Below are 16,057 nucleotides of genomic sequence, written 5' to 3'. Positions count from 1 at the left end.
TGCCCGGGCAGGCCGCCCGGGCGGGTCGCCCGGGCGGGATGGCTCAGGCCGAGTCGCGGCCCGTCCGTGGCACCCGCTCCGTGCCGGCCTCGCCAGTGGTGTCCCGGGTCGGGTCGGGCGTGGAGTCCGCGAGCCCGGCCAGGGCCTCGTCGAGCGCCGCGTCCCCGAGCTCGGCCAGGTCGTCGGCCGGCCGGTGCGCCGGCTTCGCCTCGGGCGAGAAGGTGAACTTCTCCTCCTTGCCCTCGCCCTCGGTGCCGACGAGCACGTGCTGGCCGGACGTGAACTCCGCGTAGAGGATCTTCTCGGACAGGGCGTCCTCGATCTCGCGCTGGATCGTCCGGCGCAGTGGTCGGGCGCCGAGCACCGGGTCGTAGCCCTTCTTGGCGAGCAGGTCCTTGGCCGCGGGCGTGAGCTCGATGCCCATGTCCTTGTCCTTGAGCCGCTTGTCGAGCTTGGCGATCTCGAGGTCGACGATCTGGGTGATCTCGTCCTTGGTCAGGTGCGGGAACACGATGATGTCGTCGACGCGGTTGAGGAACTCGGGCCGGAAGTGCTGCTTGAGCTCGTCGGTGACCTTGGCCTTCATCCGCTCGTAGTCGGACATCGTGTCCGGCCCGGCCGAGAAGCCCATCGACGCCTTGGAGGCGTCGCGGGTGCCGAGGTTGGTCGTCATGATGATGACCGTGTTCTTGAAGTCGACCATCCGACCCTGCGAGTCGGTCAGCCGGCCGTCCTCGAGCACCTGCAACAGCGAGTTGAAGATCTCCGGGTGGGCCTTCTCGACCTCGTCGAACAGGACGACCGAGAACGGCTTGCGGCGGACCTTCTCCGTCAGCTGGCCACCCTCCTCGTAGCCGACGTAGCCGGGGGGGCTACCGAACAGCCGCGAGACGGTGTGCTTCTCGGAGTACTCGGACATGTCGAGCTGGATGAGCGCGTCCTCGCTGCCGAAGAGGAACTCGGCGAGCGTCTTGGCGAGCTCGGTCTTGCCGACACCGGTCGGTCCGGCGAAGATGAACGACCCACCGGGACGGTGCGGGTCCTTCAGGCCGGCACGGGTGCGACGGATCGCCTGCGACAGCGCGCCGACGGCCTCGTTCATGCCGACGATCCGCTTGTGCAGCTCGTCCTCCATGTGGAGCAGCCGGCTCGACTCCTCCTCGGTCAGCTTGAAGACCGGGATGCCGGTGCTCGCGGCGAGAACCTCCGCGATGAGCTCCTCGTCGACCTCGGCGACGACGTCCATGTCGCCGGTCTTCCACTGCGCCTCCCGGGCGGCCTTCTCGGCGCGGAGCTTCTTCTCCTCGTCGCGGACCCGGGCGGCACGCTCGAAGTCCTGGCCGTCGATCGCCGACTCCTTCTCGCGCACGAGCTTGGCGATCTTCTCGTCGAACTCGCGCAGGTCCGGCGGTGCGGTCATCCGGCGGATGCGCAGCCGCGCGCCCGCCTCGTCGATGAGGTCGATCGCCTTGTCCGGCAGGTAGCGGTCGTTGACGTAGCGGTCGGCCATGTTGGCCGCCGCGACGAGCGCGCCGTCGGTGATCGTCACGCGGTGGTGCGCCTCGTAGCGGTCACGCAGGCCCTTGAGGATCTCGATCGCGTGCGGCAGCGTCGGCTCCTGCACCTGGATCGGCTGGAACCGGCGCTCGAGCGCGGAGTCCTTCTCTATGTGCTTGCGGTACTCGTCGAGCGTCGTCGCACCGATCGTCTGCAGCTCGCCACGGGCGAGCATCGGCTTGAGGATCGACGCGGCGTCGATGGCGCCCTCGGCGGCACCGGCACCGACGAGCGTGTGGATCTCGTCGATGAAGATGATGATGTCGCCGCGAGTGCGGATCTCCTTGAGGACCTTCTTCAGCCGCTCCTCGAAGTCACCGCGGTAGCGGCTGCCGGCCACGAGCGAGCCGAGGTCGAGGGTGTAGAGCTGCTTGTCCTTGAGCGTCTCGGGCACCTCGCCCTTGACGATGTCCTGGGCCAGTCCCTCGACGACGGCGGTCTTGCCGACGCCGGGCTCGCCGATGAGGACCGGGTTGTTCTTGGTCCGGCGGGACAGCACCTGCATGACCCGCTCGATCTCCTTCTCGCGCCCGATGACCGGGTCGAGCTTGCCCTCGCGCGCGGCCTGCGTCAGGTTGCGGCCGAACTGGTCGAGCACGAGCGACCCCGCCGGGGTGCCCTCCCCCGTCGCCTGGCCGACACCGGCCCCGGCCTTCTCGCCCTGCCCGGTGCCTTGGTAGCCGGAGAGGAGCTGGATGACCTGCTGGCGCACCTTGTTCAGCTCTGCGCCCAGCTTGACGAGGACCTGGGCGGCGACGCCCTCGCCCTCGCGGATCAGGCCGAGCAGGATGTGCTCGGTGCCGATGTAGCTGTGCCCCAGCTGCAGTGCCTCACGCAGGGAGTACTCGAGGACCTTCTTGGCCCGCGGTGTGAAGGGGATGTGTCCGGTCGGGGCCTGCTGCCCCTGGCCGATGATCTCCTGGACCTGTGCCCGAACCGCCTCGAGGCTGATGTCGAGGGACTCGAGTGCCTTCGCGGCGACGCCTTCGCCTTCGTGGATCAGACCCAGGAGGATGTGCTCGGTCCCGATGTAGTTGTGGTTGAGCAGGCGCGCCTCTTCCTGCGCCAGCACGACCACCCTCCGGGCCCGGTCGGTGAACCGTTCAAACATGCTTTGCTCCTGACTGATCGAGACAATCTCGATGCTATCTGTGCCGCCACCTGTGCGGCTCACTCCACCAAACGCGACCTCTGTGCATCCTGTTCCCATGCAACGCCGGGGACACGCCTGCGGGTTCTCCGTTACGCCCAGAGCAGAACGCCCGGTTCCCGGCCGCTTCCACGCCCCGCCCCGTATGCCGCTGAGCGGGCCAGCGCGCGCCCGCTGAGCGGCATACCGGCTGGGTGGGAAGGGCCACCCACCCACTCGACCGACGAGCGGAAGTCCGCGAGGATCGGGGGCATGCCGGCCCTCGACCACCTCAGCAAGGCGCAGTTCCCGCGGTCCGCGGGCTACGACGCCAAGTGGCTCGTCGACCTCGACATGGGGCCGCACCCGCTCTGGCTCCTCGAGGACCTGGCCCAGGACCTCGACCTGCGCCCCGAGATGCGCGTCCTCGACCTCGGCTCGGGGCTGGGCGCGACGTCCGTGTTCCTCGCCAGGGAGTTCGGGGTGCGCGTCGTCGCGGCCGACCTGTGGGTCGACCCGACCGAGGCCGGCGAGGTGTTCCGGGAGGCGGGCGTCGACGACCGGGTGCTGCCGATGCGGGTCGACGCGCACCGGTTGCCCTTCGGGCGGCAGACCTTCGACGCGATCGTCAGCATCGATGCGTGGGAGTACTTCGGCACGGGCGACCACTACCCGCCGTACATCGCCGGGTTCCTGCGGCCAGGGGGTCAGCTCGGGGTCGCGACGCCCGCCCTCACGAGCGAGGTGCGCGAGCTCGGCGAGATCCCGGAGCACATCGACAAGGTGGTCGGTGCCGAGACGGCCGGCTGGCACACCGTCGACTGGTTGCGCAGCCAGTGGGAGTTCAGCCGGTCGTTCCGCGAGGTGACGGCTCGGGGTCAGGCCGAGGGGTGCGCCAACTGGCTGCTGTGGGAGCGGGCCGTGATGGAGCTCAAGGGCCGGATGACCTCGCCGACGCAGCAGATGCTCGAGGTGGACGGGGGCGCGTTCATCACGTTCGCGCTCGTGACGGGGAGGGTGGCATGACGGTCACGGCGACTGACCTGCGGCACCTGCGTCGGGCGGTCGAGCTGGCCCGGCTGGCGCTCGAGCGCGGCGACGAGCCGTTCGGGTCGGTCCTCGTCTCGGGCGCGGGACGCGAGCTGTTCGAGGACCACAACCACGTCGTCGAGCGCGACGAGACCCAGCACCCGGAACTCGCGATCGCGCGGTGGGCCGGCTGGCACCTGCGGCCCGAGGAGCGGGCGGCCGCGACGGTCTACACGTCGGGGGAGCACTGCCCGATGTGCGCCGCGGCCCACGGCTGGGTCGGGCTCGGCCGGATCGTGTATGCCGTGAGCTCGGCCCAGCTGGTCACGTGGCGGACCGCGTGGGGTTGCCCTCCCGGGCCGGTGGCCGCCCTGCCGATCCGGCAGCTGGTGCCCGATGCCGTCGTCGAGGGACCGGTGCCGGAGCTCGAGGCCGAGGTGAAGGGCCTGCACGAGGCCTTCGCCCTCGCGCCCCGCTGACCCGAGCGCAACGGTCCGGCCGAGCCGGGCCGATCGCATGCGTAGCCGTAACCGCCCGAGCCTCCTCCAATCGAAAGCACCATCCCGACGATCGAGAGCACAGTCCCGACGATCCGCCAAGCCGGGAGACCGCGTGGATCGGACCGTGGTCCGGTTCTGGAGGGGTGCGCGGGCGTGGGCGCCCGCGTGGATCGGACCATGGTCGGATTGCTGCGGCCTATCAGGGGCGGGCACGCACCAGGTCGGTGCTGATGTCGGAGAGGCTCCGGCAGCCGGTGAGGGCCATCGTCAGGTCCAGCTCGGCACGAAGGTTGCGCAGCACCTCCGACACTCCCTCGTCGCCGGCGAGGGCGAGGCCGTAGACGTGTGGCCGCCCGACGCCCACCGCGGTCGCTCCGAGAGCGAGAGCCACGAAGGCGTCGGCACCGGTCCGCACCCCACTGTCGAAGATGACCGGAACCTCGGGCGCACGGTCCCGCGCGGCGGGCGCCACGTCGACGAGGGCGTCGAGCGCCGCGATCGACCGGTCGAGCTGCCGGCCCCCGTGATTGGAGACCCAGATGCCGTCGACGCCCTCGTCGAGCGCGCGACGGGCGTCGTCCGCGCGCAGGATTCCCTTGAGCACGATCGGCAGCTTGGTCAGCTCGCGCAGCCTCGGAAGGTCGGCCCAGGAGAGGTTGGGCCGCGAGAACACGTCGAGGAAGGTCTCGACCGCGGCCCGGGGCTCAGGGGATCGCAGGTTCTCCCGAGTGGAGCCGGGGTAGTGCCGACTGATCGACAGGAGCGTTCCGAGCGCCCGCGGCGTCGGCCGGGGCTCCGCCTCAGCCTCTGTCGAGAGGGAGGTCGAGAGGGAGGATGTGACCTCTCGACCCGGACTTTGTGACCGCTCGACCGCGATTTTGTGACCGGTCGACGGGAGGAGGCCGGAGCCGGCTGAGGAGGCGGGGCCAGCGCCCGCCCGGACCCGGTCGGCGACGAGTCGTTGGAAGACGGGGTCGGAGGTGTACTGGGCGATGCCCTCACCGCGGGCGAACGGCAGGTGGCCGAGGTCGAGGTCGCGGGGCCGCCAGCCGAGGTGCACCGTGTCGAGGGTGACGACGATCGCCTCGCTGCCGCAGGCCTCCGCCCTCGCGACGAGGCTCGCGACGAGGTCGTCGTTGCTGCTCCAGTAGAGCTGGAACCAGTGCCCGGACCCGGCCAGCTGGCGGGCGACCTCCTCCATCGGCACCGAGCCCTGGCTGCTGATCACCATCGCCGTGCCCTGCTCGCGGGCGCCACGGGCCACAGCGAGATCGGCGTCGGGATGCACCGCCGACAGGGCGCCGATCGGTGCCACCAGGAACGGACTGGCGTGGCGGCGGCCGAAGAGCTGCACTCCGGCGTCGCGCTCGCTCGCGTCGACGAGCACCCGCGGGAGGACCTGCCACCGGTCGAACGCCGACCGGTTCGCCCGCGCGGCCGTCTCCGACCCCGCGGACCCGGCGACGTAGGCGAAGGCCCGCGCGGACATGACCCGGGCTGCGGCGTGCTCGAGCTGCGCACCGTCGGTCGGTACGCGGGGCCGGTGCCCCAGCGCACCCGCCCGGTAGATCGCGGACTGCACGGCCCGCCCGAGCCCGCTGAGCGGCATACCTGCTCCTTCCCTACGCCCAGGTCACCGTCATGACCTCGCGCCACCACGGCTCGTGCTCTCCGGTGCCGTCGGTGCGGTTCCACAGGGAGAGGTAGAGCTCGACGGGACGCCCGGTCAGGACGCGGTCGGCGTCCGGGAGCGAGCCGCTCGTCAGGTCGATCCGGCGGGTCACCGCCGGGTCGTCGGGGGAGAAGGCGACGTGCCAGGCCACTGAAGAGGCGTCGGGCCGGACCAGGACGGTCGTCGGCTCGGGCGCGTGCACCGCCTGCCGACCGCTCCGCGGGGCGAACCCGGACAGCAGCTCGTCGATGCCGTCGAGTGCCAGCGGGTTGCGGATCCACGTCTCCTCCTGAGCCGGAGGACGGCCCAGGCGCGCCCCGAGCGCGTCCACCGCGTGCATCGTCGTCTCGTGCGCCTGGCGCCGGGCCCAGAAGAGACGAGCGGGAGGGGCGTTCTCGAGGAAGACGCGACCGTCGAGGTCCTCCGGTGCATCGACGAGCGCCTGCAGCAGTGCGGTGGCGCCGGTGTCGAACCAGCCGAGCAGGTCGCCGGCGGCGCGCCCCTCGGCCTCGTGCTCCGCCGGGTCCACCCGCGCGCCGCGGAGCCGGTCCGCAGCCCAGCGGTGCACCATGCCGGTGTGGCTGACGAGGTCGAGCACCGTCCACTCGCGGCAGGTCGGCACAGTCGCGTCCAGGGGCGCGGCCGCGGCGTTGGCGCGCAGGACCGTCGACGCCTGTCCGATGGCGTCGCCGTAGTCGTCGAAGGTCAGCAGGTGGAAGGGCTCCGTGGCCATGACGCAGAGTCTGCCGCACGACCGAAACCGATGTGCGAACCGATGTGCGGTGCGCCCGCGGCACACGCGTCGCAGGTGCGGGCCGTCGGCAGGGACGGCGGCAGGGACGGCGGTAGATTTGCCCGGTGCGGCCGCAGCCGAGCCGCTTCACCTGTTTCATCGACGGAGGTCACCGTGGACGCCAGCGACCTGCTGCGCAACTCGCTCCTGCAGCTCTCGAAGTCCGAGCGGGTGCGGGACGTCATCGAGAAGGCCCCGGTGTCCCGGTCCGTCGTGCGCCGGTTCGTAGCCGGCGCGACCACCGACGAGGGGGTCGCCGCCGCTGCGGAGCTCGACGCGACCGGGCGGTGCACGACGATCGACTACCTCGGTGAGGACACCCTCGACGCCGAGCAGGCCAAGCACACGAAGGACGCGTACGTCACGATCCTGGGCGCCCTGCGCGAGCGCGGCCTCACCGAGGGTGGCCGTGCCGAGGTGTCGCTCAAGCTGAGCGCCCTGGGGCAGGCGCTGCCCGGCGACGGCGACAAGATCGCCCTCGAGTACGCCCGCGAGATCTGCACGCTGGCCCAGGAGTCCGGCACGACGGTCACCCTCGACATGGAGGACCACACGACGACCGACCGGACCCTCGAGGCGCTCCGCGAGCTGCGGCAGGACTTCCCGTTCGTCGGGGCGGTGCTCCAGGCCTACCTGCACCGGACCGAGGCCGACTGCCGTGACCTCGCCACCGCCGGCTCGCGCGTCCGCCTGTGCAAGGGCGCCTACAAGGAGCCGGAGTCGGTCGCGTTCCAGTCCGGCGCCGAGGTCGACAAGTCCTACGTCCGCTGCCTCAAGATCCTCATGCAGGGCGAGGGCTACCCCATGATCGCCAGCCACGACCCGCGCCTCGTCGAGATCGCCGGGGCGCTGGCCGCCCAGTCAGGCCGGGCGCCGGGCTCGTTCGAGTACCAGATGCTCTACGGCATCCGCCCGGAGGAGCAGAAGCGGATCGCCGACCGTGGCGACACGATGCGCGTCTACGTCCCGTACGGCGAGCAGTGGTACGGCTACCTCATGCGCCGTATGGCCGAGAAGCCGGCCAACGTCGCGTTCTTCCTCCGCGGCCTCGCGACGAAGGGCTGAACCCGTGGCCACGACCGCGATCTTCGGCGCCGGCGTCATGGGCGAGACGCTCCTGTCCGGTCTGCTCCGTGCCGGTCGGGACGCGGCCGACATCGTCATCACCGAGCGCAACCCGCAGCGGGCGGGGGCCCTCGCCGAGCGGTATGGCGTCCGCGTCCTCGGCAACGTCGAGGCCGCCCAGGCCGCCGACACCCTCGTCCTCGTCGTCAAGCCGCAGGACATGGCGGGGCTGGTCGAGGAGATCCGCGACCACATCGTGCCGGGCAACACCGTCGTCTCGCTCGCCGCGGGCATCACGACCGAGCGCCTCGAGTCGTTGCTGCCCGAGGGGTCGTCGGTCGTCCGGGTGATGCCCAACACGCCGGCGCGGGTCGACCAGGGCATGTCCGCGATCGCGCCCGGCCGGCACTGCACCGAGGAGCACCTCGACGAGGCCGAGCAGATGCTCTCCTCGTGCGGCAAGGTCATCCGGCTCGAGGAGAAGCACCTCGATGCCGTCACCGCGATCTCGGGAAGCGGTCCGGCGTACATCTTCTACGTCGTGGAGGCGATGATCGAGGCCGGCGTCGTCCTGGGGCTGCCCCGGGCAACCTCGACCGAGCTCGTCGTGCAGACGCTGTACGGCGCCGCGACCATGCTCCGCGAGACCGCGACCCACCCGACGGTGCTGCGCGAGGAGGTCTCCTCGCCCGGTGGCACGACCGTCGCGGCGCTGCGCCAGCTCGACGACCACAAGGTCCGTGCCGCGTTCATCACGGCGATGGAGGCGGCCGCCGCCCGGTCGCGAGAGCTGGCCTCCGGCCAGGGCTGAGCCGGACAGCGGGAGCCGGCTCAGCGGCATACGACCTCGCGGCGGTCGACAACGCTGGGAGGCTGGGGGAGTGTGGGCGCATGGACCTGCTCACCGTGCCCGTCGACAAGCCGGCCGACCTCAACGTCATCCTCGGCCAGAGCCACTTCATCAAGACCGTCGAGGACCTCCACGAGGCACTGGTCGGCACGAGTCCGCACCTGAGGTTCGGGCTCGCCTTCTGCGAGGCGTCCGGGCCGCGGCTGGTGCGCCACTCCGGCAACGACCCGGAGCTCGAGGAGCTCGCGACCCGCAACGCGCTCGCGATCGGGGCGGGCCACAGCTTCATCGTGTTCCTGCGGGAGGGCTTCCCGGTCAACGTGCTGAACCAGGTCAAGAACGTTCCCGAGGTGTGCCGGATCTTCTGCGCCACCGCCAACCCGCTCGACGTCCTCGTCGCGGTCACCGAGCGGGGTCGGGGCATCGTCGGCGTCATCGACGGGGAGCCGCCGCTCGGCGTCGAGGACGAGTCCGACGTCGCCGACCGCAGGCAGCTGTTGCGCACGATTGGGTACAAGCTCTGACGTAGTCGTCATCCACTGTTCGCCACCCCGCGGTCGCCGGTGGTCGGTGGTTCATGCCAAGGTGTCTGCATGAGCGAACTGACCGTGCGTGCCTTGACGGAAGACGACTGGGAGGCCTACCGCGCCGTTCGCCTGGAGGCCCTGCGGGAGTCGCCGGAGGCGTTCGTCGGCACCTTCGAGGAGGAGTCGACCTACGACGAGGGCGTCTGGCGTGAGCGGATGAAGCGCTCCACGCGGCTCGTCGCGGAGCAGGACGGCCGGGCCGTGGGGGTCGTCAGCGTGGGTCGCGCCAAGACGACCGACGAGGGTGAGGCCGGTGAGATCTTCGGCCTGTGGGTCCACCCGGAGCGCCGCGGCTCGGGTGTCGCGACCGCGCTCGTGCACCGCGGCGCCGCTGAGGCCCAGGACGCCGGGCAGACCCACGTCGTCTACTGGGTCGGCACGGAGAACGGCCGCGCCGTGGCGTTCGCGAGCGGCATCGGCTTCCGCCCCACCGACTTCCGCCGCCCCATGCGCGTCGCGAGTGAGGAGGACGGCAAGGAGGAGGCGGCAATGGTGCTCGCCCTCGGCGAGGACAAGGGCAGCTACCCGCGCCTCTGACCCGTTTCGTATGCCGCTGAGCCGGCTTGCGCTCCCGAGTGCGGCAGGCGCGGGGCTGGCTGGGGTCGAGAGCTCAGCCGAGTGGGCGCGCGGCGAACCGCTCGATGAGCTCGATGGGGCCGCTCACCACGAGCACGTGGTGAGCCGAGATCTTCGTGCTCGGCACGGCGTGGGTGAAGTCCTCGCCCGGTGCCTTCACACCGACGACGGTCACGCCGTACTTCTTGCGGATCTGGGCCTGCTCGAGGGTGAACCCGATCGTCTCGGCCGGGGGCTTGAGCTTGACGATGGCGTAGTCGTCGTCGAACTGGATGTAGTCGAGCAGCCGGCCGTTGACGAGGTGGGCGACGCGTCGGCCGGAGTCGGCCTCGGGTGAGATGACGTGGTGCACGCCGATGCGTTCGAGGATGCGCTTGTGCTCCGGGGACAGCGCCTTGGCCCAGATCGAGGGGACGCCCGCGTCGACGAGGTTCGCAGCGGCGAGGACCGACGACTCGACGGACGAGCCGATCCCCACGATTGCGATCTTGATGCCGGCGTTGGTCACCATCTCGATGGCGCTCGACTGCGCCATGTCCGCGTGGACGACCTTGCCCACCTTGTTGACGTAGGTCTCGGCGAGGGCGTTGTCCCGCTCGACGGCGATGACCCGCGTGCCGAGCCGGGTCAGCTCGAGGGCGACGGCAGAGCCGAAGCGCCCGAGACCGATGACCATGACGTCATCGTCGAAGAGTCGGTTGCGCGCCATGGGATCCTCCGTGGGCCGGTCAGTGACGGGGTAGCGTCTCCATCATGCCAAGGCAGGCACGGGTCATCTGGGACCCCTCCTTCACGAAGTACGACTTCGGTCCGACGCACCCGATGGCGCCGATCCGCCTGGACCTGACGGCGCGGCTCTGCGAGGCCCTCGGGGTCTTCGACAACGCCGGCGTCGAGGTGGTGGGCGCCGAGCCCGCCGCCGACGAGGTGCTGGCACGGGTGCATGACCGCGGCTACGTCGCGGCGGTGCGCCAGGCGTCCGAGCAGCCGGAGTCGGCGGACCCGTCATACGGCCTCGGCACCGAGGACGACCCCGCCTACAGCGGGATGCACGAGGCGAGCGCACGGATCGCAGCAGGCACGATCGACGTGTGCCGTGCGGTATGGGAGGGCGAGGCCGAGCATGGCGTCAACTTCTGCGGCGGCATGCACCACGCCATGCCGGACCGGGCCTCCGGCTTCTGCATCTACAACGACATCGCGCTCGGCATCGACTGGCTCCTCGAGCACGGCGCGCAGCGGGTGGCCTACATCGACGTCGACGTCCACCACGGCGACGGCGTCGAGCGGATCTTCTGGGACGACCCGCGGGTGCTGACCGTCTCCCTGCACGAGACCGGCCGTGCGCTGTTCCCGGGCACGGGGTGGCCATCTGACATCGGAGGCGGTGACGCGAGCGGCACCGCCGTCAACGTGTCGCTGCCTCCGGGGCTCGGTGACGCGGGCTGGCTCCGGGCACTGCATGCGACCGCCATGCCGCTCGTCCGGGCCTTCAAGCCCGACATCCTCGTGACCCAGCACGGCTGCGACACACACGCCGAGGACCCGCTGGCACACTTCGCGATCAGCGTCGACGCCCAGCGGTCCGCCGCCGATGCCCTGCACCGGCTCGCGCACGAGGTCTGCGGCGGCAAGTGGGTGGCCGTGGGCGGCGGCGGGTACGAGGTCGTCGACGTGGTGCCGCGGACCTGGACCCACCTGACCGCGATCGCCGCACACGCGCCGATCAAGGCGTCCACGCCCGTGCCTGAGGAGTGGCGCGAGCACGTGCAGCAGGTGTCCGGGCGCCCAGGGCCCGCGCGGATGGGCGACCTGACGACGGAGGACGGGCCGGTCTGGTGGCGGTCGTGGGATATGGGCTACGACCCCAACGACGCCGTCGACCGGGCCGTCATGGCGACCCGGCAGGCGGTGTTCCCGCTGCACGGCCTCGACGTCTACTTCGACTGAACCACGGCGTGAGGACCCGAGCGACGAAGGAGCGAGGCCCGGAGCGCCGGTTCGGTTCGGTCGAACAGAAAGAACGACTGAACCATGGCGTGAGGACCCGAGCGACGGGGCCCCGGGGCCTTCCGGAGGAGCGGCTACGATCGGCCCATGTTCCATCTCGACGCCGATATCCCTGAGCCGATCCGCCCGCTGGCGTGGCTCCTCGGACACTGGGAAGGCGCCGGCGTGGTGGGCTATCCGACCATCGAGTCGGCCAACTTCGGCCAGGAAGTCGACGTGACCCACGATGGTCGTGGCTTCCTCAAGTGGGAGAGCCGCGCGTGGATCCTCGACCCCGAGAGCGGCCAGAAGGTCCGCCCTGCCGCGGTCGAGTCCGGCTTCTGGCGACCCCAGGAGAACGGCGAGGTCGAGCTGCTCCTCGTGCACCCCACCGGCATCCTCGAGATGTACTACGGCAACGTCGAGCCGGCGCGGATCACCCTGCACACCGACAGTGTCCTGCGGTCACCCCGGGCCAAGGAGTACAGCTCGGCCACCCGGATGTACGGCCTCGTCGAGTCGCAGCTGATGTGGGTCATGGACATGGCCGCGGTGGGCCAGCAGCTCCAGAGCCACGTGTCCGCCACCCTCAAGCGTGTGGAATGACACCCCCGCGCCCCGTCGTTCCAGCAGTGTGAGTGAACCCGTGACCGAGACGACCGCCATCAACCCAACGGAGCCCGAGCTCGCCGCTCCGCCGAAGCCCACGAGTCCTCTGCTCGCGCACCCGGGCGCTGTCGCGGGTGAGGGGCCCACGGCATCCGTTGCCGTCCACTACGGCGACCCCATGCGAGAGCAGCGGCTCCTCGAGGAGGGGCTCGCGGTCGTGGACCTCTCGCACCGGGATGTGATCACGGTCAGCGGCCCCGACCGACTCAGCTGGCTGCACTCACTCACGACCCAGCACCTGGTCGGCATGGGCGCCCGAGACTCGCGGGAGGCACTGGTCCTGACGCCCAAGGGCAAGGTCGAGCACTCGCTCCACCTGGTGGACGACGGCGAGACCACGTGGATCACCACGGAGCCGGGCGCCGGCCCGGCGCTGTTCGAGTGGCTCGAGAAGATGCGGTTCATGCTCCGGGTGGTGGTCACCGACGTCACCGCGCAATGGGCCGTCCTCGGTGAGCCACACGGCGTCGAGTCCGCCGCGGGGGAGCCGCTCGCCTGGCGTGACCCGTGGCCCGGCCTGGTCGGCGACACGGCCGCCTACGGCCCGGAGGAAGGGCACCCGGGGGTCGACTGGCACTGGCGCGAGGTGCTCGTGCCACGCTCCGACCTCCTGGCGGCCGTCGAGGACCGGCCACTTGCGGGCCTCTGGGCGCTCGATGCCCTGCGCATCGCGGCGTGGCGACCGCAGCTGGGCCACGAGACCGACCACCGCACGATCGTCCACGAGGTCGACTGGCTGCGGACCGCCGTGCACCTGCACAAGGGGTGCTATCGCGGCCAGGAGACCGTGGCGCGGGTCCACAACCTCGGGCGCCCGCCGCGGCGGCTCGTCTTCCTCCACCTCGACGGGTCCGGCCACACGCTGCCGGCAGCTGGCAGCGACGTGTATGCCGCTGGGCGGGTCGTCGGTCACCTCACCTCCGTGGCGCGTCACCACGTGGACGGCCCCATCGCGCTCGCCATCGTCAAGCGCAACACCGACCCGAGCCTGGACCTGCTCGTCGACGGCATCAGTGCGGCCCAGACGGTCATCGTCGCGCCCTGAACCGCCGCCCCTGCCTGACCAGCCTCGCCCCCACCTCTCCTTTCCCCTCGAACGGAGTGTTCGAGGTCGAGCGCGCCGGCGCACCCGCGCGCTCACCCGACAACTGGGCGTTCGGACGCCGAACGTGACTGGCAGGATGGCGCCATGAGCAGCGCTGCCACCCTCATCACTGTCGCACCGACTGGTGCCGAGACCGCGAAGGCCGACTTCCCGGCACTCCCCACGACGCCCGAGGAGCTGGTCGAGACCGCGGTGGCGTGCGAGGCCGCGGGCGCCGGCCTCATCCATATCCACGTGCGGGACAAGGAGCACCGGCCGACGCTGGACAAGTCCCTGCTGCGGGAGGCCGTCGTCGCGGTGCGGGAGGCGACGGACCTCGTCGTCCAGCTCTCGACGGGCGGAGCGGTCACCGACCCGCTCGAGGACCGGCTCACGGTCCTCGAGGCTGACCCCGACTCGTGCTCGCTGACCTGCGGCACGACGAACTTCGGCGAGGGCGTGTTCCTCAACCCGTGGGGCTTCATGGTCGACCTCTATCGACAGGCCCAGGAGCACGAGGTCGTGCCCGAGTTCGAGATCTTTGAGCTCGGCCACGTGCACGCCCTCCGGCGGCTCATCGACGAGTGCGGGCTGCCCTATGGAGGCAAGGTGCACGTCGACTTCGTCATGGGGGTGCCCGGCGCCATGCCGGCCACCCCCCAGGTGCTCATGGCGGGGCTCGCGCTGCTGCCGCCCGAGACGACCAGCTGGTCGGCCACGGGCATCGGCCGGTCGCACCTGTCCATCGTCGCCGCCGCCCTGGCGGCCGGCGGGCACCTGCGCGTCGGCATGGAGGACAACCTCATGTTCGCAAAGGGCCAGCCGGTGAGCCACAACCGCGAGCTCGTGGCCCGGGCCGCGGAGGTCGCCAGCCTGATGCAGCGCCCGCCGATGTCGACGACCGAGGCCCGAGCGATGCTCGGCATCAAGGACCGCCGCACCCGCTGACTCCACCGGACGTGGGACTGCCCGTGAACGGGGCGGGGATTGAGCGGCATACCAGCTCGTGGACACTGTGGACCTGCTGCGTGAGCCGCAGCAACGGGCCCCCTGCTGCATGAGCCGCAGCAACGGGCCCCCTGCTGCATGAGCCGCAGCAGCGGGCCCCCTGCTGCATGGACCGCAGCAGGTCCTGAGGCAGGCCCAAGGGGGTTGTGTCGGACCTCACGCTAACCACAGTTTGCATTCTGCTTGCCAGAGTTAGCACAATGGGGGTGTGAGCAAGCTTCCGTTACCCGACCTCGGGGCGTACCTGCGCGAGCAGCGCGAGAACGCCCAGTTGTCCCTACGGCAGCTGGCGGAGCTGGCAGGCGTCTCGAACCCCTACCTGTCCCAGATCGAGCGTGGGCTGAAGAAGCCCAGTGCCGAGATCCTCCAGCAGATCGCGCGGGCACTGCAGGTGTCAGCGGAGTCGCTCTACGTCCGCGCCGGCATTCTCGACGAGCGGGTCACCGACCCGAACGCAGCCGCGGACGTCCTCTCAGCCATAGCCGCTGACCCGGTCCTGACGGAGCGGCAGCGGGCTGTGCTCGTCGAGATCTATCTCTCCTTCGTCGGCGAGTCCGCCGGCGAGGAGCCCGAGACCACCAGCCGGACCGGACGTGGCGCCGCCACCTACGGTCGGCGCACGTCGCGCGGGGGAGCGTCCGACGCGACACCCAAGGAGGAATGAGATGGCACTCAGCAAGAAGCTCATCAAGGCGGTCAAGCAGGCCCAGAAGCAGGCCGAGGCCACGGTCGCTGAGGTGCGGGGGGCCCTCGACGCGCGACTGTCGGACGTGACCGTCGACCCCACCCCGTTCTACGCCGTCGTCGGTGCGGCCGACCGGGCGGTCGACACGATCCGGCACGCCGGTGAACAGCTCGAGGCGGCGCGCAAGCAGACCAACAGCGCAGACCTGCGCGAGGGGGCGCGCAAGGAGGCGGTCGAACTCCAGGCCGAGCTCCAGAAGCGGATCACGGACCTGCAGACCCGCACGACGGAGATGCAGAAGCTCGCCGCGCAACTGGCCGAGAAGATCCTCACCCGTGCCCAGGACCTGCCGGTCCAGGTGATGAACCAGGGGCTCGTCCTGGCCAGCAACGCCAAGGACCAGTACGACGCGGCGGCCGACCGTGGTGAGCGCGTCGTCTCCGAGCTGCGCACCCATGGCGACCAGGTGGCCGACGAGGCAGCGGCGCGATCCACGGCGGCTGCCAAGCGCGCCAAGAAGGTTGCCGGGACCGTGGTCGAGGAGGGCCAGGACCTGACGCAGACCGTCGCCGAGGCCGTGCAGGACGACGCCGAGGAGATCAAGGACCAGCTCGAGGGATCCGCCAAGGCCCTCGATGAGGCCGTGGCCCCCGAGGAGACGGTGAGCGCCCGGGACACCACCGCGAAGAAGACGCCCGCAAAGAAGGCGACGCGCCGGACCACCAAGTCGACGACCACGAAGTCGGCGGCGAAGAAGTCAACGGCCAAGTCGACCGCCAAGAAGTCGACGGCCAAGAAGGCGGAGTCCGCGTCGGCGGAGTGAGACCGCACCACACGCAGGGCCGCCACCCGGGAGCGGGTGGC

Annotated in this window: 16 protein-coding genes; 12 read left to right on the top strand and 4 right to left on the bottom strand. The window is 70.8% G+C overall.

The window, feature by feature from the left end; all coding sequences use genetic code 11:
* Positions 1–43: 43 nt before the first annotated feature.
* Positions 44–2,668, bottom strand: coding sequence for an ATP-dependent Clp protease ATP-binding subunit (locus N864_RS11595; RefSeq protein WP_034716769.1), 2,625 nt, complete (start codon positions 2,666–2,668; stop codon positions 44–46).
* Positions 2,669–2,959: 291 nt separating this feature from the next.
* On the opposite strand from N864_RS11595, the gene N864_RS11590 reads away from it, so the two are divergent.
* Both N864_RS11590 and N864_RS11585 read left to right on the top strand, forming a co-directional pair.
* Positions 2,960–3,712 carry an SAM-dependent methyltransferase gene (locus N864_RS11590; RefSeq protein WP_034716767.1) on the top strand — a complete coding sequence of 251 codons (753 nt, stop codon included), beginning with the start codon at positions 2,960–2,962 and terminating at the stop codon, positions 3,710–3,712.
* The gene (locus tag N864_RS11585) at positions 3,709–4,194 is read left to right on the top strand and encodes a nucleoside deaminase (RefSeq protein WP_034716765.1); all 486 of its coding nucleotides are present in this window, start codon (positions 3,709–3,711) and stop codon (positions 4,192–4,194) included. Before N864_RS11590 ends, N864_RS11585 begins: the two co-directional genes overlap by 4 nt.
* Before the next feature lie 220 nt (positions 4,195–4,414).
* Here N864_RS11585 and N864_RS11580 read toward each other — a convergent pair whose 3' ends face one another.
* Both N864_RS11580 and N864_RS11575 read right to left on the bottom strand, forming a co-directional pair.
* Positions 4,415–5,824: an alpha-hydroxy-acid oxidizing protein gene (locus N864_RS11580; protein ID WP_034716763.1), complete on the bottom strand. Its 1,410-nt coding sequence runs from the start codon at positions 5,822–5,824 to the stop codon at positions 4,415–4,417.
* Between the two features lie 13 nt (positions 5,825–5,837).
* Positions 5,838–6,620: a maleylpyruvate isomerase N-terminal domain-containing protein gene (locus tag N864_RS11575; protein WP_034716761.1), complete on the bottom strand. Its 783-nt coding sequence runs from the start codon at positions 6,618–6,620 to the stop codon at positions 5,838–5,840.
* Positions 6,621–6,794: 174 nt separating this feature from the next.
* Here N864_RS11575 and N864_RS11570 point away from each other — a divergent pair, with 174 nt between their 5' ends.
* From N864_RS11570 to N864_RS11555, 4 genes are all read left to right on the top strand, one after another.
* A complete protein-coding gene (locus N864_RS11570) occupies positions 6,795–7,745 on the top strand; it encodes a proline dehydrogenase family protein (RefSeq protein ID WP_155892909.1) in 951 nt (316 codons plus the stop codon).
* A gap of 4 nt (positions 7,746–7,749) precedes the next feature.
* On the top strand, positions 7,750–8,556 hold the full coding sequence (proC, locus tag N864_RS11565) for a pyrroline-5-carboxylate reductase (RefSeq protein WP_034716758.1): 807 nt from the start codon (positions 7,750–7,752) through the stop codon (positions 8,554–8,556).
* Positions 8,557–8,636: 80 nt separating this feature from the next.
* A complete protein-coding gene (locus N864_RS11560) occupies positions 8,637–9,119 on the top strand; it encodes an adenosine-specific kinase (RefSeq protein ID WP_034716757.1) in 483 nt (160 codons plus the stop codon).
* Between the two features lie 69 nt (positions 9,120–9,188).
* Entirely contained in the window at positions 9,189–9,719 is a 531-nt protein-coding gene (locus N864_RS11555) for a GNAT family N-acetyltransferase (protein ID WP_034716755.1), read from the top strand.
* 73 nt (positions 9,720–9,792) lie between these two features.
* Here N864_RS11555 and N864_RS11550 read toward each other — a convergent pair whose 3' ends face one another.
* The gene (locus N864_RS11550; protein ID WP_034716753.1) at positions 9,793–10,467 is read right to left on the bottom strand and encodes a potassium channel family protein; all 675 of its coding nucleotides are present in this window, start codon (positions 10,465–10,467) and stop codon (positions 9,793–9,795) included.
* 44 nt (positions 10,468–10,511) lie between these two features.
* Here N864_RS11550 and N864_RS11545 point away from each other — a divergent pair, with 44 nt between their 5' ends.
* The 6 genes from N864_RS11545 (at position 10,512) to N864_RS11520 (ending at position 16,016) form a co-directional block, all read left to right on the top strand.
* On the top strand, positions 10,512–11,708 hold the full coding sequence (locus N864_RS11545) for an acetoin utilization protein AcuC (RefSeq protein WP_034716751.1): 1,197 nt from the start codon (positions 10,512–10,514) through the stop codon (positions 11,706–11,708).
* A 147-nt stretch (positions 11,709–11,855) separates the two neighbouring features.
* Positions 11,856–12,353, top strand: coding sequence for a heme-binding beta-barrel domain-containing protein (locus N864_RS11540; protein WP_034716749.1), 498 nt, complete (start codon positions 11,856–11,858; stop codon positions 12,351–12,353).
* A gap of 40 nt (positions 12,354–12,393) precedes the next feature.
* Positions 12,394–13,461: a CAF17-like 4Fe-4S cluster assembly/insertion protein YgfZ gene (ygfZ, locus tag N864_RS11535; protein WP_081793735.1), complete on the top strand. Its 1,068-nt coding sequence runs from the start codon at positions 12,394–12,396 to the stop codon at positions 13,459–13,461.
* Between the two features lie 144 nt (positions 13,462–13,605).
* The gene (locus N864_RS11530) at positions 13,606–14,448 is read left to right on the top strand and encodes a beta-keto acid cleavage family enzyme (protein WP_034716747.1); all 843 of its coding nucleotides are present in this window, start codon (positions 13,606–13,608) and stop codon (positions 14,446–14,448) included.
* Positions 14,449–14,716: 268 nt separating this feature from the next.
* Positions 14,717–15,172 carry a helix-turn-helix domain-containing protein gene (locus tag N864_RS11525; RefSeq protein WP_034716745.1) on the top strand — a complete coding sequence of 152 codons (456 nt, stop codon included), beginning with the start codon at positions 14,717–14,719 and terminating at the stop codon, positions 15,170–15,172.
* 1 nt (position 15,173) lies between these two features.
* Positions 15,174–16,016, top strand: coding sequence for a hypothetical protein (locus tag N864_RS11520; RefSeq protein WP_051518484.1), 843 nt, complete (start codon positions 15,174–15,176; stop codon positions 16,014–16,016).
* Positions 16,017–16,057: the final 41 nt, after the last annotated feature.

This window comes from Intrasporangium chromatireducens Q5-1 (assembly GCF_000576575.1).
Classification (GTDB): Bacteria; Actinomycetota; Actinomycetes; order Actinomycetales; family Dermatophilaceae; genus Intrasporangium_A; species Intrasporangium_A chromatireducens.
Note: the sequence above shows the minus strand (reverse complement) of the source record. Positions and strands in the feature narration are given on the sequence as shown.

Excerpts from the sequence above, each read along its gene's own strand:
- N864_RS11530 (WP_034716747.1), top strand. The coding sequence starts at position 13,606 with ATGAGCAGCGCTGCCACCCTCATCACTGTCGCACCGACTGGTGCCGAG.
- N864_RS11550 (WP_034716753.1), bottom strand. The coding sequence starts at position 10,467 with ATGGCGCGCAACCGACTCTTCGACGATGACGTCATGGTCATCGGTCTC.
- N864_RS11595 (WP_034716769.1), bottom strand. The coding sequence starts at position 2,668 with ATGTTTGAACGGTTCACCGACCGGGCCCGGAGGGTGGTCGTGCTGGCG.
- N864_RS11580 (WP_034716763.1), bottom strand. The coding sequence starts at position 5,824 with ATGCCGCTCAGCGGGCTCGGGCGGGCCGTGCAGTCCGCGATCTACCGG.
- N864_RS11575 (WP_034716761.1), bottom strand. The coding sequence starts at position 6,620 with ATGGCCACGGAGCCCTTCCACCTGCTGACCTTCGACGACTACGGCGAC.
- N864_RS11590 (WP_034716767.1), top strand. The coding sequence starts at position 2,960 with ATGCCGGCCCTCGACCACCTCAGCAAGGCGCAGTTCCCGCGGTCCGCG.
- N864_RS11560 (WP_034716757.1), top strand. The coding sequence starts at position 8,637 with ATGGACCTGCTCACCGTGCCCGTCGACAAGCCGGCCGACCTCAACGTC.
- N864_RS11545 (WP_034716751.1), top strand. The coding sequence starts at position 10,512 with ATGCCAAGGCAGGCACGGGTCATCTGGGACCCCTCCTTCACGAAGTAC.
- N864_RS11585 (WP_034716765.1), top strand. The coding sequence starts at position 3,709 with ATGACGGTCACGGCGACTGACCTGCGGCACCTGCGTCGGGCGGTCGAG.
- N864_RS11520 (WP_051518484.1), top strand. The coding sequence starts at position 15,174 with ATGGCACTCAGCAAGAAGCTCATCAAGGCGGTCAAGCAGGCCCAGAAG.
- N864_RS11555 (WP_034716755.1), top strand. The coding sequence starts at position 9,189 with ATGAGCGAACTGACCGTGCGTGCCTTGACGGAAGACGACTGGGAGGCC.
- N864_RS11540 (WP_034716749.1), top strand. The coding sequence starts at position 11,856 with ATGTTCCATCTCGACGCCGATATCCCTGAGCCGATCCGCCCGCTGGCG.